This is a genomic window from Polaromonas sp. P1_G2, assembly GCF_056405515.1.
Genome location: NZ_JBFUBY010000003.1, coordinates 13696 through 37093 on the forward strand (window position 1 = coordinate 13696; position 23398 = coordinate 37093).

At 65.3% G+C, this 23398-nt stretch carries 23 protein-coding genes; 5 read left to right on the forward strand and 18 right to left on the reverse strand.

What is annotated here, in order from left to right; genetic code table 11:
- Positions 1-3: 3 nt before the first annotated feature.
- From AC1D0P_RS00710 to argS, 8 genes are all read right to left on the reverse strand, one after another.
- Positions 4-429, reverse strand: coding sequence for a putative toxin-antitoxin system toxin component, PIN family (locus AC1D0P_RS00710; protein WP_477674914.1), 426 nt, complete (start codon positions 427-429; stop codon positions 4-6).
- Complete coding sequence (locus AC1D0P_RS00715) at positions 426-1832, reverse strand: THUMP domain-containing class I SAM-dependent RNA methyltransferase (protein WP_477674915.1); 1407 nt, start codon at positions 1830-1832, stop codon at positions 426-428. Before AC1D0P_RS00715 ends, AC1D0P_RS00710 begins: the two co-directional genes overlap by 4 nt.
- Positions 1833-1973: 141 nt before the next feature.
- Complete coding sequence (locus tag AC1D0P_RS00720; protein ID WP_477674916.1) at positions 1974-3509, reverse strand: RNA polymerase factor sigma-54; 1536 nt, start codon at positions 3507-3509, stop codon at positions 1974-1976.
- Between the two features lie 134 nt (positions 3510-3643).
- On the reverse strand, positions 3644-4426 hold the full coding sequence (gene lptB, locus AC1D0P_RS00725; RefSeq protein WP_477674917.1) for an LPS export ABC transporter ATP-binding protein: 783 nt from the start codon (positions 4424-4426) through the stop codon (positions 3644-3646).
- 16 nt (positions 4427-4442) lie between these two features.
- On the reverse strand, positions 4443-5066 hold the full coding sequence (gene lptA / locus AC1D0P_RS00730; RefSeq protein WP_477674918.1) for a lipopolysaccharide transport periplasmic protein LptA: 624 nt from the start codon (positions 5064-5066) through the stop codon (positions 4443-4445).
- A gap of 149 nt (positions 5067-5215) precedes the next feature.
- The gene (locus AC1D0P_RS00735; RefSeq protein WP_477674919.1) at positions 5216-5878 is read right to left on the reverse strand and encodes a thiol:disulfide interchange protein DsbA/DsbL; all 663 of its coding nucleotides are present in this window, start codon (positions 5876-5878) and stop codon (positions 5216-5218) included.
- Positions 5879-5995: 117 nt separating this feature from the next.
- Entirely contained in the window at positions 5996-6634 is a 639-nt protein-coding gene (locus tag AC1D0P_RS00740) for an SPOR domain-containing protein (RefSeq protein ID WP_477674920.1), read from the reverse strand.
- A gap of 59 nt (positions 6635-6693) precedes the next feature.
- Positions 6694-8379 (reverse strand): arginine--tRNA ligase, encoded by a 1686-nt coding sequence (gene argS, locus AC1D0P_RS00745; RefSeq protein ID WP_477674921.1) that lies wholly within the window; start codon positions 8377-8379, stop codon positions 6694-6696.
- 133 nt (positions 8380-8512) lie between these two features.
- Between argS and AC1D0P_RS00750 the strand changes: the two genes are divergently transcribed.
- The gene (locus tag AC1D0P_RS00750) at positions 8513-8809 is read left to right on the forward strand and encodes a PsiF family protein (RefSeq protein WP_477674922.1); all 297 of its coding nucleotides are present in this window, start codon (positions 8513-8515) and stop codon (positions 8807-8809) included.
- Positions 8810-8874: 65 nt separating this feature from the next.
- On the opposite strand, the gene AC1D0P_RS00755 is transcribed toward AC1D0P_RS00750, so the two are convergent.
- Positions 8875-9798 carry an HTH-type transcriptional regulator ArgP gene (locus AC1D0P_RS00755; protein WP_477674923.1) on the reverse strand — a complete coding sequence of 308 codons (924 nt, stop codon included), beginning with the start codon at positions 9796-9798 and terminating at the stop codon, positions 8875-8877.
- A gap of 113 nt (positions 9799-9911) precedes the next feature.
- Between AC1D0P_RS00755 and AC1D0P_RS00760 the strand changes: the two genes are divergently transcribed.
- Both AC1D0P_RS00760 and AC1D0P_RS00765 read left to right on the forward strand, forming a co-directional pair.
- Complete coding sequence (locus AC1D0P_RS00760) at positions 9912-10544, forward strand: LysE/ArgO family amino acid transporter (RefSeq protein WP_477674924.1); 633 nt, start codon at positions 9912-9914, stop codon at positions 10542-10544.
- Positions 10545-10602: 58 nt separating this feature from the next.
- Positions 10603-12903, forward strand: coding sequence for a tetratricopeptide repeat protein (locus AC1D0P_RS00765; protein WP_477674925.1), 2301 nt, complete (start codon positions 10603-10605; stop codon positions 12901-12903).
- 28 nt (positions 12904-12931) lie between these two features.
- On the opposite strand, the gene AC1D0P_RS00770 is transcribed toward AC1D0P_RS00765, so the two are convergent.
- The 6 genes from AC1D0P_RS00770 to AC1D0P_RS00795 all read right to left on the reverse strand — a co-directional run bounded on the left by AC1D0P_RS00770 (position 12932) and on the right by AC1D0P_RS00795 (position 18513).
- Positions 12932-13381, reverse strand: coding sequence for a DUF2214 family protein (locus AC1D0P_RS00770; RefSeq protein ID WP_477674926.1), 450 nt, complete (start codon positions 13379-13381; stop codon positions 12932-12934).
- A gap of 37 nt (positions 13382-13418) precedes the next feature.
- Positions 13419-14351 carry a LysR family transcriptional regulator gene (locus tag AC1D0P_RS00775; protein WP_477674927.1) on the reverse strand — a complete coding sequence of 311 codons (933 nt, stop codon included), beginning with the start codon at positions 14349-14351 and terminating at the stop codon, positions 13419-13421.
- Positions 14352-14412: 61 nt separating this feature from the next.
- The gene (locus tag AC1D0P_RS00780) at positions 14413-15342 is read right to left on the reverse strand and encodes an SMP-30/gluconolactonase/LRE family protein (protein WP_477674928.1); all 930 of its coding nucleotides are present in this window, start codon (positions 15340-15342) and stop codon (positions 14413-14415) included.
- 10 nt (positions 15343-15352) lie between these two features.
- Entirely contained in the window at positions 15353-16324 is a 972-nt protein-coding gene (locus AC1D0P_RS00785; protein ID WP_477674929.1) for a Bug family tripartite tricarboxylate transporter substrate binding protein, read from the reverse strand.
- 34 nt (positions 16325-16358) lie between these two features.
- Positions 16359-17567 (reverse strand): CaiB/BaiF CoA transferase family protein, encoded by a 1209-nt coding sequence (locus AC1D0P_RS00790; protein WP_477674930.1) that lies wholly within the window; start codon positions 17565-17567, stop codon positions 16359-16361.
- Positions 17560-18513: a hydroxymethylglutaryl-CoA lyase gene (locus AC1D0P_RS00795; RefSeq protein ID WP_477674931.1), complete on the reverse strand. Its 954-nt coding sequence runs from the start codon at positions 18511-18513 to the stop codon at positions 17560-17562. The genes AC1D0P_RS00790 and AC1D0P_RS00795 overlap by 8 nt, the downstream gene beginning before the upstream one ends.
- Before the next feature lie 103 nt (positions 18514-18616).
- Here AC1D0P_RS00795 and AC1D0P_RS00800 point away from each other — a divergent pair, with 103 nt between their 5' ends.
- Positions 18617-19345 carry an IclR family transcriptional regulator gene (locus tag AC1D0P_RS00800; RefSeq protein WP_477674932.1) on the forward strand — a complete coding sequence of 243 codons (729 nt, stop codon included), beginning with the start codon at positions 18617-18619 and terminating at the stop codon, positions 19343-19345.
- 30 nt (positions 19346-19375) lie between these two features.
- On the opposite strand, the gene AC1D0P_RS00805 is transcribed toward AC1D0P_RS00800, so the two are convergent.
- Together AC1D0P_RS00805 and AC1D0P_RS00810 are read right to left on the reverse strand one after the other, a co-directional pair.
- Positions 19376-20302 (reverse strand): aldose 1-epimerase, encoded by a 927-nt coding sequence (locus tag AC1D0P_RS00805; RefSeq protein ID WP_477674933.1) that lies wholly within the window; start codon positions 20300-20302, stop codon positions 19376-19378.
- Between the two features lie 49 nt (positions 20303-20351).
- The gene (locus AC1D0P_RS00810) at positions 20352-21254 is read right to left on the reverse strand and encodes an SMP-30/gluconolactonase/LRE family protein (RefSeq protein WP_477674935.1); all 903 of its coding nucleotides are present in this window, start codon (positions 21252-21254) and stop codon (positions 20352-20354) included.
- Positions 21255-21398: 144 nt separating this feature from the next.
- Between AC1D0P_RS00810 and AC1D0P_RS00815 the strand changes: the two genes are divergently transcribed.
- Positions 21399-22211 carry an SDR family NAD(P)-dependent oxidoreductase gene (locus AC1D0P_RS00815; RefSeq protein WP_477674934.1) on the forward strand — a complete coding sequence of 271 codons (813 nt, stop codon included), beginning with the start codon at positions 21399-21401 and terminating at the stop codon, positions 22209-22211.
- Positions 22212-22220: 9 nt separating this feature from the next.
- On the opposite strand, the gene AC1D0P_RS00820 is transcribed toward AC1D0P_RS00815, so the two are convergent.
- On the reverse strand, positions 22221-23180 hold the full coding sequence (locus AC1D0P_RS00820) for a LysR family transcriptional regulator (RefSeq protein WP_477653917.1): 960 nt from the start codon (positions 23178-23180) through the stop codon (positions 22221-22223).
- Positions 23181-23398 lie beyond the last annotated feature (218 nt).

The following is a 23398-nucleotide window of genomic DNA, read 5'->3' on the forward strand; positions in this document are numbered from 1 at the left end:
CCGCTAAGCCCGCATCGCGCTTTGCACCCTGACGCCGAGGCTGCCGAGCCGCTTGGTCATGGACAGTACGTGCCGATCCTTGCTCAGCAGCAAGGCTTTGGCCGCCACGGCCAGGTCGATGAATTTCTGGTCGTCGGCATCGCTGCAGGTGACGCTGGCCTTGGCGGCCACCTCCAGCAGGCGGGCGTGGCGGTCAAAAGCCGCGAGCACATCATCCACGCCCAATTGGTAAAACGCCAGGCGCGGCGCAATCTGCGGGTAGGCCAGCACGCGTTCAAGCTCATCGCGCATGGCCTGCGTGGCCAGCCAGTCGAGCTCGCCGGCTTCCAGCGCCTGCCTGAGCGGCTGCGCCGCCGCATCGTTGAACACAAACACGTCGAGGACGATGTTGGTGTCCAGGACGATGGGCTGGCGCGCCCCGGCCGTCACGGCGCCGGCTCGCGTGCCGTACCCGCGGCCCCGGGCTTGCCGCGCGCCGAGCCGGCCACCATGTCGAAGCGGAACAGCCGGCATTCGATCGGGCCGTTCCACATGGGTACACGGCGCGATTCCTTCAGGCGCATCTTGCCGGGGAGCTTGAGGTCGGGCGTGAGCACGTGGGCCGTCCAGCCCGCGTAGTTTTTCTTCCAGTGCGCGGCCAGCTGTGGAAAGAAGTCGGCCGCTTCCTCGCCCCAGGCGTTCTGCGCCTGCTCGCGGCCCGGGTTGGCCGAGCGGTCGCGCGGGGTTTCGAAGGCCGGCTCTTCGCGCGTGTCACCGCTGTCCTGGTTCAGCGGCTGGCCGAACTCGTCGATGGGCTGGTTGCGGTGGTCGTGCTGGACTTCCCGGCTCTGCTGGCGGCGCTGGTCGCGGCCCTGCACACCGGTGATACCGGCCACGCCGGCTACATCGATACGTTCGCCATAGGGCGGGTTCACCAGCATCACGCCCGAGGGCGCGGGTGGCATGCGCTGCAGCGCGTCGCCGCCGCGGAATTCCACCGCATTGGCCACGCCGGCGCGCTCGGCATTGCGTTCGGCGAAATCGACCATGCGGAAGGACACATCGCTGCCGAACACCGGCGCCGTGGGTTCGGTGATGGCGGCCTCGGCCTGGTCCAGCAGGCCGTCCCACACATGGCCCTGGAAGGGCAGGTATTTCTGGAAGGCGAAACGGCGGTTGATGCCTGGCGCGATGTTGCAGGCGATCTGCGCCGCCTCGATGGCGATGGTGCCCGAGCCGCAGCAGGGGTCGTAGAGCGGAACGCCGTCCTTGCACAGCTGGTCCCAGCCGCTGGCGGCGATCATCGCGGCGGCCAGGGTTTCTTTCAGTGGCGCATCGCCCTTGTCTTCGCGCCAGCCGCGTTTGAACAGGGGCTCACCCGAGGTGTCGATGTAAATCGTGACGGTGTCCGTCGTCAGGTGCACATAGACGCGCACGTCGGGCCAGCGCGTATCGACGCTGGGCCGCACGTCGTCGAACTTGGCGCGGAAGCGGTCGGCGATGGCGTCCTTGATCTTCAGCGCCGCGAAGTTCAGGCTCTGCAGCGGGCTGTGCTGGGCGGTGATCTCAACCTTGAAGGTCTGCTTGGGCGTGAACCAGATTTCCCAGGCCACGTTGGCGGCGGCGTTGTAAAGGTCTTGTTCACTGCGGTACTGGTTGTGCTGCAACTCGATCAGCACGCGCTGGGCCAGGCGGCTGTGCAGGTTGAGCTGCAGCGCGTCGCGCCAGGAAGCCTGCAACTGCACGCCGGCGCGCCAGGCCTTGCCCTGGATGCCGGTGACGCGCTGCACCTCGGTGGCCAGCAAGGCCTCGACGCCGGCGGCGCACGGTAAAAACAATTGGAGCTGGTTCATGTCGGACTCTTCAAAAGGGCTGCTGGAAATTCGATTATCGGGATGCAGGGCAAGGCGCACGGAGCGCAGGAACCGGAATGCACTTGGGTGCATGAGGATTCCGAGCACCGCGCAACGCCGCCATGCGCCCGAGAATCGGATTTACAGTGATTTGCGTAAATTAGCCGGCGCGATGCGCAAAGCCTCTCGGTACTTGGCCACGGTGCGGCGCGCGCATTCGATGCCCTGCTCCTTGAGCATTTCGGAAATCTGGTTGTCGCTGAGCGGCTTTTTCAGGCTCTCGGAGGAGACGAACTGCTTGATCAGCGCGCGCACGGCGGTGCTGGAAGCGTTGCCGCCGGTTTCGGTGCCCAGCGCGGAGCCGAAGAAGTATTTGAGCTCAAAAGTGCCGAAGGGCGTGCCCATGTACTTGGCGGTGGTCACGCGCGAAATCGTGGACTCATGCAGGCCCAGTTCGTCGGCGATCTCGCGCAGCACCAGCGGGCGCATGGCGAGTTCGCCGTGCGTGAAGAAGTTTTTCTGCCGCTCGACGATGGCGCTGCTCACGCGCAGGATGGTGTCGAAGCGCTGCTGGATGTTCTTGATGAACCAGCGCGCCTCCTGCAGACGCTGCTGTAGCGCCTGGCCGCCCTGGCCCTTGTGCTGCTTGAGGGCGTTGGCGTAGATGTCGTGCACGCGCAGGCGCGGCATCACGTCGCCGTTGAGCGAGACCTTGAAACCCCGGCCCGACTTCACGACGATGACGTCGGGCACGATCAGGTTGCGCTCCACGTTCACGAAGCGGCGGCCGGGTTTGGGGTCGAGCCGGCCTATCACGGCAATCGCGCCCCGGACGGCGGCTTCGGTGAATCCGCACAGGTGCGACAGGCGCTTCAGGTCGCGTTTGGCCAGCAGCTCCATGGGCTGCTTGCACATGGCGATAGCGGCGCGGGTCTCTTCGCAGTCCTTGCAGTCCAGCAACTGCAGGCCCAGGCATTCGGCCAGGTTGCGCGCGCCCACGCCGGCCGGCTCCATGTGGTGCAGCAGCTTGAGCGCCATGGCAAAACGCTGCTCAAGGTCCTCGGCCTGTTCCAGGTCATCCCCGGCCAGGCCCGCCGCGAGCGAGGCCAGGCTGTCTTCGAGGTAGCCGTCGTCATTGAGCGACTCGATCAGGAAATGCAGGGCCGCGCGGTCCTCTTCGGACAGGCGCAGGCCCAACGACTGGCGGTGCAAATGGTCTTGCAGCGACTCGTGGGCGCCCGTCAGGTCGGAGGCCTCAGTGTCGCCCTCGTCGTTGTTGTTCTTGCGCGCCGGCGCATCGCTGCCCCATTCGCTGTCGTCGGGCGTGGTCTCCACCGTGCCGTCGCCTTCCCAGCTTTCCTCGAGCTTGGGTTCGGCGCTGACCTCGGCATCGGCGGGGGCCGAAGTCCCGGCATCCTCCGCGCCGCCGCCCGTCGAATCCGCCGCGGATTCAAACTCGCGGCTGTCCTGGCTGACCGGCGTGTTGAGGTGCTCCAGGCCGAACTCTTCGCGCACGGCGGTTTCTTCCGCCACCTCGAGAAACGGGTTTTCGTCGAGCATCTGCTCGACCTCCTGGCTCAGCTCGAGCGTCGACAGCTGCAGCAGCCGTATCGACTGCTGCAGCTGGGGCGTCAGCGCAAGGTGCTGCGAGACGCGGAGCGAGAGGCCCTGCTTCATGTCAAGGAGCTTTGATCGAAGCGCAGAAAAAGTGCGAGCAGGGGCCGCGGAACTGGCTTTGCCAGGCCGCAGGCGCCGCCCCCTCGGGGGGGAGGGAGCTACACGAAGTGAGCGACAACAGGGGGAGTGTCATCCTACATCTTGAAGTGTTCACCGAGGTACACGCGTCGCACATCGGCGTTGTTCACGATCTCGGAGGGCGTGCCCTGGGCCAGCACGTGGCCGTCGCTGATGATGTAGGCGTGGTCGCAGATGCCCAGCGTTTCGCGCACGTTGTGGTCGGTGATCAGCACGCCGATGCCGCGCGACTTCAGGAAGCCGATGATGCGCTGGATCTCGATCACGGCGATCGGGTCAATGCCGGCAAAAGGCTCGTCGAGCAGGATGAAGCGCGGCTGGGTCGCCAGGGCGCGGGCGATCTCGACGCGGCGGCGCTCGCCGCCCGACAGCGCCGGGGCCGGCGAATTGCGCAGGTGGYCCACCCGCAGGTCCTGCAGCAGGCCGTCAAGGCGCGACTCGATCTCGGCGCGGCCCAGCGGCTTGCCGTTCGCGCCCAGCTGCAGTTCGAGCACGGCGCGCACGTTTTCCTCCACCGTGAGCTTGCGAAAGATCGAGGCTTCCTGCGGCAGGTAGCTCAGGCCCAGGCGCGCGCGCAGGTGAATCGGCATGTGCTCGACCGACTGGCCGTCGATGGAGATCTCGCCCGCGTCGGCGCGCACCAGGCCCACGATCATGTAGAACGAAGTCGTCTTGCCGGCGCCGTTGGGGCCCAGCAGGCCCACGACCTCGCCTTTTTGCACGGCCACCGAGACGTCCTGAACGACCTTGCGGCTGCCGTAGGATTTTTGCAGCCCTTGCGCAACGAGGCGGCTGGGGGTCGCGGCCGGGGCCGCCGAAGTGTCAGTCACCACATCCATCTGTGAAAGGTTCTTTCTAGTTCTTTTCAGTGCCCAGCGTGGTGCTGGGGCGCAGGGCGGCGGGCGGGGCCGCGGGAGCGGTGGCCGGCGCCGACGCGGCGGCGCGCGGCGACAGCATGGCGCGTATCCGGCCGCTCGGGTTGGCGGCGGTCTGGTTCTGTGCGCCGCCGTCCACGGTGAAGACGTCGGTGTTGTTGTCGTAGACGATCACGGCGCCGGTGGTTTCGTCCACCAGGGTGGCGCCGTTGTAGCGGCGCACCACGGCGCGCTTGATGAATTTGACGAGGTCGGCGCGGCTGTCGTATTCAATGCGCTCGCCTTCGCCTTCGATGTATTCGTCCACGCCGTCGCGTTTTTTGCGGTAGAAGGCCAGCTTGCCGGGCGCCGCGATGGACACCGCCTGCTGATAGCCTTCGGGGTCCTGCATGACGTCGACGCGMGCGCCGCGCACGATGGTCGTGCCTTTGGTGATCACCACGTTGCCGGTGAACACGCTGGTCTGCTTGAGGTCGTCATAGCGCAGGGCGTCGGCCTCCGCGTTCATGGGCTTGTCCCGGTCGGCTTTTTCAGCCCAGGCCGGAAACGCCGCCCCCAGCGCCAAAGCGGCCGGCAGGATGAGGGAATAAAGGGGGTGTTTCATAAGGCACGAATCTTGCTGCTTTGGGGTTCGGCCATTGTAGCCATGCAAGCCGCGGGAATGGCTTGCACGGGGAATATTAGGGGCATAAAAAAACCCGCCTGGAACGAGGCGGGTTTTGGGGCGGCGGTCCGCTATGGGCCCGGAGCGTCTTATTTGCCTTTGCCGCGCGACTGCGCGATCAGCGCGTCGGTGACCTGCAGGGCGCGGCCCATGCTCTGGGCCAGGGTGGCCGAGGTGTAATACCGCCCGGCAATGCCCAGCGCCGGCACGCCGTCGACCTTGTAGATGTCCTGCAGCTGCGTGGCCTTGCGGGCCTTGGTGGTCACCGTGAAGGAGTTGTACATCTCGACGAACTTGGCTTTGTCGATGCCCTGCTTCTCGGCCCAGGCGGTAATCGAGTCGGCATTGGCGAGCGCGAGTTTTTCCACGTGGATGGCGTAAAACACCTTTTTGTGGAGTTCCTCGACCTTGCCCATGGCCTCCAGCACGTAAAAAAGGCGCTGCTGGGGTTCGAAATCGGGGCGGAAGGCCACCGGCACGCGCCGCACGGTCACATCCTTGGGCGCCTGCTTCATCCAGGCTTCGAGCTGAGGCTCAAAGGCATTGCAATGCGGGCAGCTGTACCAGAAGAACTCGACCACCTCCACCTGGCCGGCGGGGACTTCGGTGGGCGCCGGCTTGTCCAGCGCCAGGTAATCGGCGCCTTCTTTGAAGGCCTTGGCCTGGGCTTGCGCCACGGTGGGCAGGGCGATGCCGCCCAGGGTGGCGACGGCAGCCGAGGCGGCTGTAAACGAAAACTCACGGCGTTGCATCAGATTCTTCTCCTGGTATGACAGAAATGGTGGGTAAGCCGCCCCTCCGGACGGCGGCCCTCAGGGTGCGGGGCACAGGGGTTTGTACACCCGCCTCGTGAAAAGTTCAGCTTATCGTCAGCGCTGCACGCGGACCAGCGCCGTTTCGATGGAATTGTTGTCCAGCCGCTCCTTGGCTTTGTCGGCGTCTTCCTTTTTGTCGAAAGGCCCGAGGCGCACACGGTACACGGTGCGGCCGGCCTGTTCGCGCTCGGTAACCTTGGCCTGCATGCCCAGCAGCATCAGCTTGGCGCGCTGCTGTTCGGCATCTTCGGGCGTGCGGAAGGCGCCGGCCTGGATGAAGTAGCTGAAAGGGTCCACGCCCGGGCTGGACGACAGGCCTTCGACCTTGGCCTTGGCCAGGTCGCCCAGTGGATCGGCCGCGGGGGCGGGCTTGGCGGCGGTTCTGGCGGGCGCCGAGGCGGCGGCCTTGGGGCTGGCGGACGGGTCGGGAACGGCGACGCTGGGCGTTTCGGCGGGACCCTGGGCAGGCGCCGGCGGCTTGGGCTGGTTCTTGCCGGCCAGCGGCGCGTTCGGGTTCCAGTCCTTGTTCTTCTTGGCTTCCGCGGCATCGCTGTCGGGGCTGCGTGCCTGGCTTTTGTTCATGAAAGGCACAGGCACCTTGGTGATGTAGACCGCCACGGCCAGCGCGGCGCCCAGGCCGATCAAGGCGCCAATCACCAAACCCAGCAGGGTTCCGCCTCTTTGAGTGTTCATTCCCTTGCCCACGTTCATTGTCTTGTCCTGAAAATTAGGGTGCTACCGGCATGCTTGCATTACATCTTGCGCGGGGCGCTCACGCCCAGCACCGCGAGGCCATTGTGCAACACCTGCGCGGTCGCCGCGACCAGTGCCAGCCGGGCGCGCTTGACGGCCTCGTCATCGACCAGGATGCGTTCGGCATCGTAATAGCTGTGGTAGTTCGCGGCCAGCTCGCGCAGGTAAAACGCCACGTCGTGCGGCGCCAGGCCGGCTGCGGCGTTGGCCAGCATCTCGGGGTATTTGGCCAGCAGCAGCATCAGCGCCTGGGCCTGCGGGCTGTCCAGCGCCGACAGGTCAGCAGACTTCAGGCTGGCTTCGTCGCCGCCCTGGCCGGCCCAGGTGGTCAGGATGGAGCAGATGCGCGCGTGCGCGTACTGCACGTAGTACACCGGGTTCTCGTTGTTCTTGGCGAGCGCCAGGTCGATGTCGAAGATGTATTCGGTGTCGGGCTTGCGGCTGAGCAGAAAGAAACGCACGGCATCGGCGCTGGTCCATTCGATCAGGTCGCGCAGGGTGACGTAGCTGCCGGCGCGCTTGGAGATTTTGACCTCTTCGCCGTTGCGCATCACGCGCACCATGGTGTGCAGCACGTAGTCGGGGTAGCCCTGGGGGATGCCCTCGCCGGCGGCCTGCAGCCCGGCGCGCACGCGGGCGATGGTGCCGTGGTGGTCCATGCCCTGGATGTTGATCGCCTTGCCGAAGCCGCGCTCCCATTTGGCCAGGTGGTAGGCCACGTCGGGCACGAAGTAGGTATAGCTGCCGTCGCTCTTTTTCATCACGCGGTCTTTGTCGTCGCCGTAGTCGGTCGACTTCAGCCACAGCGCGCCGTCCTGCTCATAGGTCTTGCCGGCGTCTTTGAGTTTGGCCACAGTGGCGTCGACGCGGCCCGAGCTGTACAGGCTGGACTCGAGGTAATAGTTGTCGAACTTCACCGAGAAGGCCTTGAGGTCCAGGTCTTGCTCGTGGCGCAGGTAGGCCACGGCGAACTGGCGTATCGAGTCCATGTCTTCCACGTCGCCCGAGGCGGTGAATTCGCGGTCGTCCGAGCTGACCGTCTTTTTCGCCAGGAAGTCGGCCGCGATGTCGGCGATGTAGTCGCCGTTGTAGGCCGATTCGGGCCAGCCGGCGTCGTCGGGCTTGAGGCCCTTGGCGCGCGCCTGGGTACTGGCCGCCAGGGTCTGAATCTGCACGCCCGCGTCGTTGTAATAGAACTCGCGCCACACCTGCGCGCCCTGGGTGGCGAAGAGGTTGCAGATCGCATCGCCCAGCGCGGCCTGCCGGCCGTGGCCTACATGCAGAGGGCCGGTCGGGTTGGCCGAGACGAACTCGACGATCATGCGCCGCCCGCTGCCCTCGGCTTGCGTGCCGTAGGTGGCGCCGGCCTGCAGCACCTCGCGCACGGTTTCCTGCTTGGCGGCGGGCTTGAGGCGGATGTTGATGAAGCCGGGGCCGGCGATCTCGATGGCGTCCACCCAGCGCTCGAAAGCCGGGGCCTTGAGCAAAATGCCGCGCAGGCTTTCGGCGACCTGGCGCGGATTCAGTTTGAGCGGCTTGGCCAGCTGCATGGCGGCCGTGCAGGCGAGGTCGCCGTGGGCCGCCACCTTGGGGGATTCAAACGCGGCCTTGTCGCCCGCGCCGGGGGAAAGTTCTTCCAGGCCCGCGGCCAGGGCCGTGAGCAGGTCTTTTTTAATCGAGAGCATCGGCTGATTTTACGGTTAAGCCATGCGCCGTCCGGGGCCCGCAGATACCCGGTCATCGAATTTGCCCGGCCCGGCGTTATGTGTTGGAATTCCAGCCGGAACTCAATCCCGATTCCCAACCCATGGAGCCATCATGAAAAAGCTGTTATCCCTGACCGCCTTCGCATTTGCCGCCGCCGCCATCCTGTCTCCGGTGGCGCATGCCGCGGACGCTCCCGCCAAGACCGCGCAGCAGACCAAGATGGGCACCTGCAACAAGGACGCCGAGGGCAAGAAGGGCGATGAGCGCAAGGCCTTCATGAAGGAATGCCTGAGCGCCAAGGCCGCGGCACCCACCCAGCAAACCAAGATGAAAACCTGCAACGCCGACGCCAAGGGCAAAAAAGGCGACGAGCGCAAGGCCTTCATGAAAGAGTGCCTGAGCAAGTAAACCAGCCCAGTTTCAGCACGGCAGCCTGCCAGGGACGACCCGGCAGGCTGTTTTTTTTGCCCGCGTCAATCCTGCAGCAACTGCTGCTTCGCCGCCTGCTTGACGGCCTGCGTCAGCCGCTGCGCCGCCAGCGGCTCGCGTGCCCAGTGCTGCCAGTACAGCCGCACGTCGACCGCGCAGCCCGGCAACACTTCCTGCAGCGGCGGGCGGTGGGTGCGCGCCGCCAGCAGGATGTCGGGCACCATGCCCCAGCCCATGCCGAGTTCCAGCGCGAGCTCGAAGGCATCGACGGCCGGCACGAAGTGGCGCGGGTAGAGCGCATCCTTCAATTTGAAATGTTGGGCCAGAAAGGCGTCCTGCAGCGCGTCCTTGCGGTTGAAGATCACGGCCGGGCTGGCCAGCAGGCGGTGGGCCAGGCGATTGGGCCCCGCCGCCTGGCCGCCCGCCGCGGGCTCGCTCCACTGCGCGACCAGCGCCGGCGAGGCCATGCAGCGGTAGCGCATCACGCCCAACGGTTCGGCCACGCAGCCGCGCATGGCCTGGGCCAGCGTGGTCACGCAGCCGGTGACGTCGCCGCTTTTGAGCGCATCGTGGGTGTGGTCCTGGTCGTCCACTACCACGTCCAGCAACAGGCCATGCCCATGCAGCACCGGTGCAACGCCCGGTAAAAACCAGCTGCTCAGGGAATCCGCATTCACCGCCACGCTGAGGCTTTGCAGGCGCCCGGCCTTGCCACCGCCCTGCAGGCCCGCCAGCAAATCAGACTCCATCAGCCGCAGCTGCCGCACATGGCCGAGCAAGGCCTGGCCGGCCGGCGTGGCGCGCACCTGCTTGCCCCGCACCAGCAGGCGCTGGCCCAGCGCGTTTTCCAGCGATTTGATGCGCAGGGACACGGCGGCCAGGGTCAGGCTCAGGGCTTTGGCGGCATCGCCGAAGCTGCCGTGTTCGATCACGGCGGCCAGGGCGTCCAGTTGTCGGGCGTCGAGCATATTTGATTAATCAAGTATTAATTGATCAAAGCTAGTTTTAGTTAACTTTGTTTAAGCATTATCGGCTTTACGGGACACTGCGTACAGAACCGACATCTATTCAAAGAACCGCCATGAACCCCCTTGCCGCCCCCGCTTTCCTGACCGGCATGGTCCTGAGCCTTTCGCTGATCATGGCCATAGGCCCGCAAAACGCCCACGTGATACGCATGGGCCTGTTGCGCCAGCACCTGTGGCTCACGGTCGCCGTCTGCGTGCTGACCGACGTGGCGTTAATCGGCCTGGGCGTGATGGGGTTGGCGCAACTGGGCGGCCTGTCCGACAAACTGCTGGGCGCGATGACGGGCGCGGGCGCGCTGGTGCTGATGGTTTATGGCGCGCAGGCGATGCGGCGCTTTTTGCAGCCGGCGCCGCAGGCGGCCGACGGCGCGCCGCTCGCCGACCAGGCCATCTCGCGCCGCAAGGCCATCGGCCTGGCGCTCGCGCTCTCCTGGCTCAATCCCCATGCCTGGCTGGATACGGCGGTGGTGATAGGCACGGCCTCGCTAGCCTATGCGCAGCCCGACAATGCGGTCTTCGGCCTGGGCGCCATCACCGGTTCGCTGCTGTGGTTCACCGGCCTGGGTGTTGCCTTGTGGTGCGTGGRGCGCCGGCTCAATTCACCGGTGGTGTGGCGCGCCATGGATTTGCTGGTCGCGCTGATGATGTGGGGCACGGCCTTCTGGCTGGTGCGCGGCCTGCTTTAAAAGGTGAGGCGCACTGCGCACGATACAGTGTGAGTCCCTGGTCACAAATAGGAAGCGTATGGGGGTGTTCAATTGGTTGAGGAAAGCCGTCCTCAATGCAGGGACGCAGGCGAGCCCCGTTAAAGCGCTGGAAGGTGCGCACGGCACATCGACGGCAATCGACCAAACACCGCCGGGCGATATCCTCAGGCGCCGCGGAAATGCCCTTCTCGCTGAAGGCAAGCTGGACGAGGCCACAAGCAGTTACCGTGAGGCCATTGCCCTCAACCCGCAGGACGCTGATGCCTGCCTCAATCTTGGGTTCGCCCTCAGTGAACAACAGCGTTACCAAGAAGCGGAACATGCGCTCCAGCGGAGCCTGGACATCAAACCGGGACAGGCTGACGCTTTTTATTTTCTCGGTTTGATGGCCAAAAGGCAGGGCAAACCAGAGATCGCCATAGAAAACTTCATTCGGGTGCTCGACCTCAAGCGGGACTTCGAGCTTGTGTATGGCGATTTGTGCCAGATGCTGGTGGAAAGCGGGCAAATCGGGCGCGCCAGGGAAATTGTCCTCAAGGGAATTGCCGCCTACCCGGAGATGATGGATCTTCACGCGCAGCTCGGCAGCCTGTATGCGTACGAGAACGATCTGGAGCGGGCCATTCATTGTTTTCAGGCAGCGTTGAAGCTTCAACCGGATCATGCGCAGGTTCATGGCCGGCTGGGAGAAGTGTTCCGCAGGTCCAACAGGTTTGAGGATGCGTTGGCGAGTTATGACAAGCTGGTCGCCCTGGACCCGAACTCCGCGGAGGCATTCAACAACCGCGGCATTGCGCTTGGAGGGCTGGACCGGCATGAAGACGCGTTGGCGTCCTTTCAGCTGGCATTGGCCTTGGAGCCGCGGCATGCGAAGGCCTTGGGTAACCTCGGTGAAATGCTGGGGTGCTTGCGCCGCCACCATGAGGCTGCGCGTGCCTTTTCGCGGCTGATCGACATTGAGCCGGAATATCCCTATGCCCTTGGCGCATTGTTTTATTCAAAAAGGTACTCGTGTGACTGGTCGCAGTATGAGTTGGACCTGGAGCGATTGAATACTGCGGTCATGAAGGGGAGAAAAGCGATCGAGCCATTCACATTTCTGGCGGCGACACAGTCGGCGGCCGCACTGTTGCAGTGCGCGCGGACACACGCCGCCGAGGCGTGCCCGCCCTCGGACAGGCCCTTGTGGAACGGTGAGCGCTATGCGCATGACAGGATTCGGGTGGCGTATCTTTCTGCGGATTTTCATGACCATGCCACCGCTTATTTGATGGCCGAACTGTTTGAACTTCATGATCACGAACGCTTTGAGATCGTCGCGCTGTCGTTTGGCCCTGATTCCCAGGGGGCCATGCGCCAGCGCTTGTTGCGTTCGTTTGACCGGTTTGTCGACGTTCGAACAAAGAGCGACCGGGAAGCGGCCGCTTTGCTCAGGGAAATGGAGATCGACGTCGCGGTTGACCTGAAGGGATTCACCACGGATGGCCGGCCGGGAATTCTGGCCCACAGGCCTGCACCTGTTCAGGTCAATTACCTGGGCTTTCCCGGAAGCATGGGCGTGGAATATATCGATTACATCCTTGCGGACCGTTGCGTTATTCCCGATGAGCACCAGTATTTTTATTCTGAAAAAGTCGTGTGGCTGCCGGACAGTTACCAGCCCAACGATGCGCAGCGGCGGATTGCAGAAACAACGCCTGCCCGGGTGGAATGCGGCTTGCCGGCGTCTGGTTTTGTTTTTTGCTGCTTCAACAACAACTACAAAATCACGCCCGATGTATTCGACGTCTGGATGCGCCTGCTGACCAAGGTCGGCGGTAGCGTATTGTGGTTGCTCGAAGACAATGCGGCCGTCGCGCGGAACCTGCGCTCCGAGGCATTGCGGCACGGCGTCGCAGCGGAACGGTTGGTCTTTGCGCCGCGGGTCGAGCTGGACAAGCACCTGGCGCGGCACAAACTGGCGGATTTGTTTCTGGACACACTTCCCTACAACGCGCATACCACTGCCAGCGATGCCTTGTGGGCCGGGCTGCCCGTTCTGACTTGTATGGGCACGACATTTCCTGGCCGGGTGGCCGCCAGTTTGTTGAATGCGGTGGGATTGCCGGAACTGGTCACTGAAAGCCTGGCGGACTATGAGGCCTTTGCCCTCAAGCTGGCAAGGTCTGCGGACCTGCTGTCCGATATTCGTGCCAGGCTATCGCGCAACCGGTCTGAATATCCGCTGTTCGACACGAAGCGCTTTTGTGCCCACATGGAGTCCGCGTACACATTGATGTGGGAAAGACACCAGCGCGGAGAACCGCCGGCCAGTTTTGCGGTCCCCTTCCTGTCTTAGGCCCTAGGAGCCTGGGCCGCCCAGGCTCCTAGCCAAACCCCCGTGCCAGGAACACCGCCGCCAGCGGAATAAACGGCAGGATGTGCGCCTGCACCATCACCAGCCGGCGCGCTTTCTTGATCTCCGGCGCGTCGGGCAGGGCGCCGCTGGCGCGCAGGGCGCGCCGCCAGCGCACAAACATCAGGGTCGGCTTGATCGAGACCAGGCCTATCACCAGGAACATCGCCAGCTTCAAATAGAGCAGGGGGTTGTGGGCATACCAGGCCGCGCCCTTGCTGCCCAGGAACACGCGCGCCAGGCCGGTCAGCAGGACCAGGCCCGCTGAGATGCCGWACACCATGTCGATCTTGCCGAGCCGCTCGACCACGGCTGCGTTCAGCCATTCGACGCGGCACAGCGCCGCTTCGCTCGCGAGAAAAACCACCATGGTGAGGATGGCCAGCAGGTGGGCATAGGCCAACAGGGATTCGAGAGTCATCGGAAGATCCTTTTTCAGTCTCGTGGGTTTGGGATGGTCAGGCTTTGGGGGCAACGGGGGCTGCCGGGGTGCGCCAGAACTCCGCCTGGCTGTAGTGGTGCTTCAGGAAGTCTACCCACAGGCGCACCCGCAGCGGCAAATGTTTGCGCTGCGGGAACACCGCGTAAATGCCGTTGGGCGGCGCGGCGAAGTCTTCCAGCACCGCCGTCAGCCGGCCGGCGGCGATTTCCGATTCGACCTCCCAGGTGCTGCGCCAGGCGATGCCGCAGTCGGCCAGGCACCAGTCGTGCAGGACCTGGCCGTCGGAGCAATCGAGCGGCCCGCCCGGTTTGAGGTGCACCAGCTCGCCGCCCACCTGGAAGGCCCAGCCCCGTGTCTGCGAGGCGTCGCTGGACAGCGTGAGGCAGTCAAAGCGCGCCAGTTCGCTGGGGTGTTGCGGCGTGCCGTGAGTTTTCAGGTAGCGCGGCGTGGCCACGCACAGACGCCGGTTGTCGGCCATGCGCACGCTGACCAATGAGGAGTCGGGCAGGTCGCCCACGCGCACCGCGCAGTCAAAGCCCTCACCCGCCAGGTCCACCACGCGGTCGCTGAGGTTCAGCGAGATGGTGACGTCGGCATGCTGCTCGCGGAAGCGGGTCACCAGCGGCGCGACGTGGCGCCGCCCGAACCCCGCCGGCGCCGTGACGCGCAAATGGCCGCTGGCCTTGACGCCGCCGGCCGACACGCTGGCTTCGGCGTTGGCCAGGTCGGCCAGCAGGCGCTGGCAATCCTCGAGGAAGGCGCTGCCCTCATGCGTGAGTGCGATGCGCCGCGTGGTGCGCACCAGCAGCTTCACGCCCAGGCGTTCTTCCAGCGCGTCCAGCCGGCGGCCCATGATGGCGGGCGCCACGCCCTCGGATTTGGCTGCCGCCGTCAGGCTGCCGCGCGCCACCACCGAGACAAAGGATTCCAGCTGCTTGAGTTTGTCCATGCATGTTCATTATGCGCATGAATGTCAGTAATCAACAGAGAATCCCTGCTTATTCCGTCGCCTATTTTGATGCGCCGTGCGAATACAAGGCTTGGCCTTGCGCGGGCAGCTCCGCCATCAGCACGCTACCGGTCTGCGATTCGGTCATGAGCAGCTCGCGCGTGCCCGGCCGGAAGGCGACATTGGTAATGGTCGCGCCCACGGGGCTGCGTACGAAATGGGTCAGCTCGCCGCGCGCATTGAGCACAAAAGCGCCGCCCAGGCTGGCATGCGCGACGACCAACCGGCCCTCCACGTCCATCGCCATGCCATCGGGGCCGCTGGCGCCGAAGAAGGTCTGGAAGGCGCCCATCTTGGAAATGGAGCCGTCGGGCAACAGCGGCGCTCGCCACACCGCATTGCCGCGCGTCACGGCGACGAACAACACCTTGCCGTCGGCGCTCAGCGCGATGCCGTTGGGGCTGGGCGCATTGCCAAGCAGCAGGTCGAGCTGGCCGTTTTCGCGCAGCCGGTAGACGCGGCCCGTGGCGTCGTGCAGGCCGGTCTGCCCCTGGTCGGTGAAATAGCACTGGCCCTCGGCGTCGAAGGTGAGGTCGTTCACGCCCTTGAAGGCTTCACTGTTGCGGTGGCCCAGCAGCGTGTCCACACGCCCCGAGGCCGGGTCCAGCTTGAGGATGCCGCGCTGGTAGTCGGCGATCCAGACACTGCCATCCTTGTGCACGGCCAGGCCGTTGGGCCAGCCCTCGTACTGCGCGACCTGTGTCCATTGCAGGTCGGGGCTGACGCGGAAGATGCGGCCGTAAGGAATGTCGGTGAGGTAAAGGTTGCCGGCGCGGTCGAAGGCCGGGCCTTCGAGGAAGCTGTCCATGACGTGGCCGGGTTTGTTGGCATCCACCCAGGCCGTGGGCCGGGGCTGGCGCATGCTGTCCGGCAGGCGGGTCAGCACCCGGGCTTCAATGATTTGCGGCGGCGTGAACGAGAGGTTCCACATGTTGCGACTCTTACTCGGGTTTCACGCCGGCCAGCCTGGCCACCGCGCCCCAGATCATGGTTTCCTGCTTGATGAAGCCGGCAAAGTCGGCCGGCGAGATGCCGCCGGGCTGCGCGCCCTGCTGTGTCAGGCGCTCGCGCAGGGCCGGATCGGCCAGCGCTTTTTTGACTTCCGCCTGCAGCTTGTTGACCACTTCGGGCGGCGTGCCCTTGGGCGCCACCAGGCCGAACCAATTGGTGACCGTGTAGCCGCGCAGGCCCGCTTCCTTGAAGGTGGGCACGTCGGGCAGGCTGGGCAGGCGCTTGTCGCCGGTGATGGCCAGCGCGCGCAGCTTGCCGCCCTTGACCTGCGGGATCGCCGTGGGGCTGGCGGTCACCAGCACATCGACCTGGCCCGACACCACGCCCAGCATGGCCTCGCCGGCACCCTTGTAAGGAATGTGCGTCATGAAGAATTTTCCTTCCTTCTTCAGCAGTTCTGCCGACAGGTGAGTGGAGCTGCCGGGGCCGCCCGAGCCGAAATTGAGCTTGCCCGGATTTTTCTGCGCGAAAGCCAGCAGCTCGGCCAGCGTCTTGTAGGGCGAGTTGACCCCCACCACCAGCACCACGGGTGTCTGTGCGATGGTTGTCACCGGCACCAGGCCGTTGGCATGGTCCCAGGGCAGCTTGCTGAACAGCGAGGGCAGCATGGCGTAGGTGGTGTCGTTGGTCAGCAGGGTGTAGCCGTCGGGCGCGGCCTTGGCCACCAGGTCCGTGCCTATGGTGCCGCTGGCACCAGCCTTGTTCTCGACGTAAAACGATTGCCTGGTCTGCTCGGTGAGTTTTTGCGCGATTTGCCGTGCCGCGTAGTCGGTGGTGCCGCCGGGCGCATAGGGCACGATGATGCGCACCGGCTTTTCCGGCCATGCGCTTTGTGCCCAGCCTGTGAGTTGGCCCAGGCCCAGGCCCGCCGCGATCAAAAGGTGTTTCAGGTTCTGCTTCATGCTTGTCTCCGTTGGTGTTGTGTCGTCGTAATGCTCAGCGCGTAATTCCCGCAGCCTGGAAGGCCGCGATGGCCTCTTCGGCATAACCGAGTTCCCGCAGCAGTTCCTGCGTGTGCTCACCGAGCCGGGGCGGGTTCATGCGCACGCCGGGCCGCTCGCCGCCCAGCGTGAGCGGCAGCAGCACGGTGGACGTCACCTGTCCCGCGCGCTCGCCGTCGCACAGGGTGATGGGCGCCAGCCCGCCGGTGGCCTTGAGGTGCGGATCCTCGAACAGGTCTTGCGGCCGGGTGATGGGCGCGAAGGGCAGCGCATGCATTTCAAACACGGCACCCAGTTCGGCGGCGCTGTGCCCGGCCAGGTGCGAGCGCAGCAGCGGCATCAGCCAGTCGCGCGCGCGCACGCGGTCGTTGTTGCTGTGCAGCCGCGGGTCGGCGCGTAGCTCCTGCAGGCCGAAGGCTTCGCAGAAAACCGCCCACTGCGTGTCGCTCACGATGGCCAGGAAAATCTGCTCGCCGTCCCGGACCGTGAAGACGTCGTAAACCGCCCAGGCCGAAATGCGGCTGGGCATGGGCGCGGCAGGCTGGCCGGTCACGGCGAACTGCATCATGTGCTGTGCCACCAGGAAAACGTTGTTTTCAAACAGCGCGGACTGCACTTCCTGGCCCTTCCCCGTTTTCTCGCGCGCGGCTAGCGCGGCCATGGCGCCTATGGCCCCGAACATGCCGCCCATGATGTCGTTGACGCTGCTGCCGGCGCGCAGCGGGTCGCCGGCGCGGCCCGTCATATGGGCCAGGCCGCCCATCATCTGCACGACTTCGTCGAGTGCCGTGCGGTGGTCGTAAGGGCCGGGCAGGAAACCCTTGTGGCTCACGTAAATCAAGCGCTCGTTGAGCTGCGACAGGCTGGCGTAGTCCAGGCCCAGCTTCTTCATGGTGCCGGGCTTGAAGTTTTCGCTGACCACGTCGGCCGTGGCGATGAGCTTGAGCACCAGCTCGCGACCCTCGGGTTTTTGGAGGTCGACGGCGATGCTTTTTTTGTTGCGATTGAACATGGGGAAAAACCCCGCGCCCGAACCGATCAGCTTGCGGGTGTTGTCCCCGGTAATCGGCTCGACCTTGATGACCTCCGCGCCCAGGTCGGCCAGCAGCATGCCGCAGGTCGGCCCCATGACCATGTGGGTGAACTCGACGACGCGCAGGCCCGCATAGGGCAGTGGCCTGGCTGTGGAATCGGCTTCAGGCATGCGTACCTCCCTGTACAAAACCTTTGGGCAAACCCGCCTCGGGCGTCATGCCGTAAATCGCCTCGCCCGGCAGCCCGGCCCGCAGCGGCTCACGCGCGGCCATCAGCCGGCCCAGGTCCACGCCGGTCGAAACACCCATGGCCTCGAACATGAAGACCAGGTCTTCGGTGACCACGTTGCCCGACGCGCCCGGCGCATAGGGGCAGCCGCCCAGGCCGCCCAGCGAGGCATCGAAGGTGCGCACGCCTTCTTCGTAGGCGGCCAGGCAGTTGGCCAGGCCCAGGCCGCGCGTGTTGTGCAGATGCGCCGCGCCGGCGTGTTCGCCGATCTCGGCGCGCAGCCGCCTGAAGAGGCGCCTGACCTGCGCCGGGTTGGCATAACCCGTGGTGTCCGACAGGCCTGATTCGTCGGCGCCCGCGGCAATGCACTGCGCGGCCAGGCGGATCACGTCATCCTCCGCGACTTCGCCCTGCAAGGTGCAGCCGAAGGCGGTGGAAATGCCGGCCTCGACTTTCACCTGGGGCGCGGTGTCGCGGCGCAGCGCCGCAATGGCGCGCACTTCCTCGACCATCTCTTCGCGCGTCTTTCGCACATTGGCCAGCGAATGCGCGGCGCTGGCCGACACCGGCAGCGTCAGCTTGTGCACGCCGGCCGCCAGAGCCGCCTGCGCGCCGCGAAGGTTGGGCACCAGCGCCATGACCGTGAGGCCCGGCAAGGTGAGGGCGTGCCGCACCACCTCGGCCGCGTCGGCCATCTGCGGCAGCAATCTGGCCGGCACGAACGATGCGACCTCGATTTCGCGCAGGCCGGCGTCGTAAAGGGCTGTGATCCAGCGAAGTTTGTCGTCCGTCGGCATGACGGTTTTGACCGACTGCAGGCCGTCGCGCGGGCCGACTTCGCTGACCAGCACGTCCGGGCGGGTAAAGTGGGCTGGGCTTGTGTTCATGTTCAATGTTCTGTAAGATAGAATGTAGTTCTTTCTTGTGAAATGTTCCGCGTTAACCGCCGGCTTGTCAAGCCGCGCGGCGCGCAAGCCTTGAAAGGTGGCCATGCCCCGCAAAGCCCAGATCGAATCCCTCGCCGACAGCCATGCGGCGCCCGGCGGCGCGGCCGCGGTGGACCGCGCCCTGACCCTGCTTTCGGCTTTCCGCGCGGGCGACACCTCCCTGAGCCTGGCGGAACTTGCGATCCGCACGCAGCTGTACAAAAGCACGGTGCTGCGCCTGCTGGCCTCGCTTGAGCACGCGCGCCTGGTGCAGCGCCTGGACGACGGCAGCTACGGGCTGGGCAATGAGGTGGCGCGCCTCAACGCGGTGTACGCCGCCTCGTTTTCGCTGGATCGCGTGGTGCTGCCGGTGCTGCGCGAGCTGGTCGCGGCCACCGGCGAGAGCGCGGCCTACCACGTGCGCCAGGGCGAGGCCCGCCTGTGCCTGTATCGCGTGGACTCGCCGCAGCCGATCCGCGACCACATCCGGGCCGGTGACCTTTTGCCCGCTGATCGCGGTACGGGTGCCCGCATCCTGATCGCGTTCGACACCGACAGGGCAAGAGCCGCCGCGCGAAAAGACCATCAGCTTTACGCCAGGATCCGCGAACAGGGTTACTACACGGCTGTTGGCGACCGGCTGGCCGAGGTGGCCGGAATTTCAGCGCCGGTGTTCAGGGCCGACGGCATACTGGCGGGTGCGGTGACGCTGACCATGCCCGCCAATCGTTACAGCGAAACCCATGTCAAGCCGGTACTTGAAGCCGCCCGCCGCCTGACAGGCCAGGTTTAGAACCTGCTCACGGTCTAAACCTGTCTCGCTTCAGCCCTGCGCGGCCGCGCCTTCGATACGCCACTGGATGTTGAGCGAAAGCTGCTCCCCCGGCCCCAGCACACGCAGGCCGGGTTGCCCCGGCAGGTGGAAGGCATCGATGGGCTGCGTGATCGGCTCAAAACAAAACGCAGGCCCTTGCGGCGGCCGGTAGACCAGGCAAAAGTGCTGCGCCGCGCCGCCGTCTTCCTCGAAGTCCGGCATGCGGGCCGTGAGCTGCAGGCCCAGTTCAGGCCAGGTGATGCGGGCTTCGCCGCCCCAGCCGGTGTAGCCGTTGTCGATGAGCGGGCCGTTGGCCGGCGCGCCTTCATTCAGGTTCCAGCCGGCCGGAAAGTCCGTCGTGTGCCCAATCGGCAGCGGATCGTCGCCGCAGAGCCAAACACCTTGCACGGGCGCGCTAATCCGCGTTTGTGGGGTGCGGGGGAACCAGGGATGGACGCCCAGGCCGTAGGGCAGCGGCGTGACGCCCAGGTGGCGCACCTGCACCCGCTGGTCCAGCCCGCCGTCTACCAGCCGGAAAGTCTGCACGGCTTCATAGTCATACGGGTTGCCGTCGAAGCCATACGACACCAGCGTCATCACCAGTGTGTCGGCGGCCGGCTGCGAAAGCTGCCAGGGTTGCAGCCAGCCGTCGCCATGGATGGGATAGGGTTCCCCCTTTCGGTTGGGCCGCATCGCGTGAAACCGCCCCGCGTGCGTGAAGCCGCCGCTACTGATGCGGTTGGACCACGGCACCATGGCAAATGAAGCGGTCTGGTAGAGGTCTTCTGTCTTGCCGTCCCAGGGCCGCCAGAGGTCCAGCGGCCCTTGCGGACGGTCAAGTTGCCAGGCTGCCACGCTGCCGCCCAGCGAGGGCAGCAGCCCCAGGCGCTGGCCGGCGTGGCGCAGCCAGGCAACGGGATGCGCGGAATCAGTCATGGCGATCTTTCACGGTTGGGGGTAGTCCATGGTGCCGTCGTCCATGCCATCAGCCGCCGAACAAACCGGCGGGCAGGCCCGGGCTTTCCATGGCCACCGCGAACAGGCCGCCGGCCAGCGGCTGGTCGGCGAGCTGTTCCGGCGTGAGCCCGGTCCGGGCGGTGCTGATAAAAAGCGTGCGCATGTCCGGCCCGCCAAAGGCGCAGTTGGTCACATGGCTGGTCGGCAGCGGCACGCGGCACAGCTCTTGCGCGGTGACCGGGTCATGGCAACTGACGCAGGCGCCGCCCCAGTGGGCAATCCACAGGCGGCCCGCGGCATCGGTGGTCATGCCGTCGGGCACGCCGTCACCCGGCGCAAAAGCCAGCCAGAGACGCTTGTTCGACAAGCTGCCGGCGCCGGTATCGAAGTCATAAGCATAGATGCGGCCGTTGACGGTGTCGTTGAAATACAGGGTGCGCGCGTCGATGGACCAGGTGGGGCCGTTGGTCACCGCAAAACCTTCATCATGGCGCGTGCATCGGCCGTCGGGGTCGTAGCGATACAGCGCGCCGGTCGGGGCCACGCAATCAAAGTCCATGGTCCCCGCCCAGAAACTGCCTTGTGCATCACACTTGCCGTCATTGAAGCGATTGCCCGGCAAGTTGGCTTCGGGCTGGTGCAGGTAGGTCGGCGCGGTGTCCGACGCGGGGTCGAACAGCGCGAAGCCGCGCCGCAGGGTCACGATCAGGCCGGGCGCATAAGCCCGTTCAGCCAGCGCGGAAATTTCCTCGTCAAAAGACCAGCTGCTGCGCGCACCGGTGGCCGGGCGGAAGCGGTGCAGGCGGCGCCCAAGGATGTCCACCCAGTACAGGGACTGCTCGCGCGGCGACCACAGCGTGCCTTCACCGAGCAGGGCCCCGGCCGGATGAACGCAATGCGCCCTGTCGGGCACCGCCAGGGTCGTGGGCATGTCCAGAATCGATGTCACTGATGTCCCCTGTTGTTGCGGGCCGGCGTTGAGACCGCAGCCTTTTTTCTTGACGCGATGGATAATATCAATGCATAGTGATGTTGAAAACTTATTATTTATAAATTCATTGATACATAAATTGCAATGTCAAACATTTCCAGCTCCCTTCCCGTGCGCACCGCTCCCGCCGCCGGCACCCTGTCCGTTTTTCCCAGCCTGAACCAGCGCTCGGTGTTTGTCACCGGCGGAGGAAGCGGCATAGGCGCAGCCATCGTGACCGCGTTTGCGCAACAGGGCGCGCGCGTTGCCTTTATTGATGTCGCCAAGGAGGCCAGCGAAGCGCTGGCGCAGCAACTCGCGGATGCCGGGCACACCCGCCCGTGGTGGCGCGCTTGCGACGTGCGGGACGTGGGCGCGCTGCAGGCTGCCATCGCCGAGGCGGCGGGCGCACTGGGCGATTTCTCGGTGCTGGTCAACAACGTTGCCAGCGATGACCGCCACAGCCTGGAGTCCGTGACCCCCGCCTACTATGACGACCGCATCGCGATCAACGAGCGGCCGGCTTTTTTTGCGATCCAGTCGGTGGTGCCGGGCATGCAGCGGCTGGGCGCCGGCTCCATCATCAATCTGGGTTCCACCGGCTGGCAGGGCAAGGGCACGGGCTACCCGTGCTACGCCATCGCCAAGTCTTCGGTGAACGGCCTGACGCGCGGGCTGGCGAAAACACTGGGCCGCGACCGCATCCGCATCAACACCGTCTCGCCGGGCTGGGTCATGACCGAGCGGCAGATCGAGCTCTGGCTGAATGCCGAAGGCGAGAAGGAGCTCGAGCGCAACCAGTGCCTGCCCGACAAACTGCTGCCCCACGACATCGCCCGCATGGTGCTGTTCCTCGCCTCCGATGACGCCGCCATGTGCACAGCGCAGGAGTTCAAGGTGGATGCCGGCTGGGTCTGACTTTGTGCCCTAATCCGCTTCGAGCTTGCGCCCGTAGAGTGTGAAGCTCGCCGTTTTCAGGGCCTTCATCATGACCTTGGCGGCGGGCGAAGGCAGCCGGTCGGTGCGGGTGATGATGCCGAAGGCGTCCATGTGGCAGGGCATGTCCAGCGGCAGCACCGAGACGAGGCCGTGCGCGGCGTAATACCGCGCAACGTCGGCCGCGACCACGGCCACCATGTCGCTTTGCTGCAGCATGCGCGTGATGAAAAGCAGCGCTGAGGACTCGACCACGTTGATCGGCGGCGCCAGCCCGTCTTCCTGGAACATCAGCTCGAACCGGTGCCGCAGCACGCTGCCCGCGGGCGGCACGATCCAGGCGGCCGCCACCACGTCGCGCAGGGTGAGGCCCGACACGCCCAGCAAGGGATGCCCCGGCCTTGCCATGGCGCAGACCGGCTCTTCGACCAGGGGCTCGTAGCGCAGGTTCGTCTTGTCGTGCTCGGCGAACAGGCGTGCCACCAGGATGTCGAGCCTGCCCTGCTCCAGCCGCTCCAGCAGGACCGGGCTGGTTTCGATGTCCAGGGAGATGCGCAGGCTCGGGTGCTCCTGTTTGACCACGGCGACCGCGGAGGGCAGCAGGGCCAGCCCCGGCGAGGTGATCGCGCCTATGCCCACATGGCCGAAGTGCCCGGTTTTGAGCGCCGTGAGCTCGTCGTGCGCCTGGTTCAGGCTGGCCAGCGCCATGCGCGCGTGGCGGATCATGGTCTCGCCATACCAGGTCGGCCGCATGCCGCGCGGAAGGCGCTCGAACAGCGGGACCTCCAGGACGTCTTCCAGGTCCTTGAGCAGCTTGGACGCGGCCGGCTGCGTCATGCTGAGGACCTGCGCCGCGCGGTGGATGTTGCCTTCTTCGGCGAGCGCCACCAGCAGCAGCAATTGCCGGGTTTTGAGCCGCGCGCGTATGAACCAGTGGTTATAAGTACTCATCGGGTTTTCCAGAATGCGTAGAACGATATCTATTTTGTCAAAAAAACGATTAGATCGATATCAAAATGAATCATAGACTGCAGCGTGACAAAAAACGAGGCTTTCATGAAATTCGGCGAGCTGCAGCAAAGCGCCCGGCATTACATCAACGGGCGCTGGGAAACCGGCACAACAACAGGCACCAGCACCAACCCCTCGGATACCCGGGAGGTGGTGAG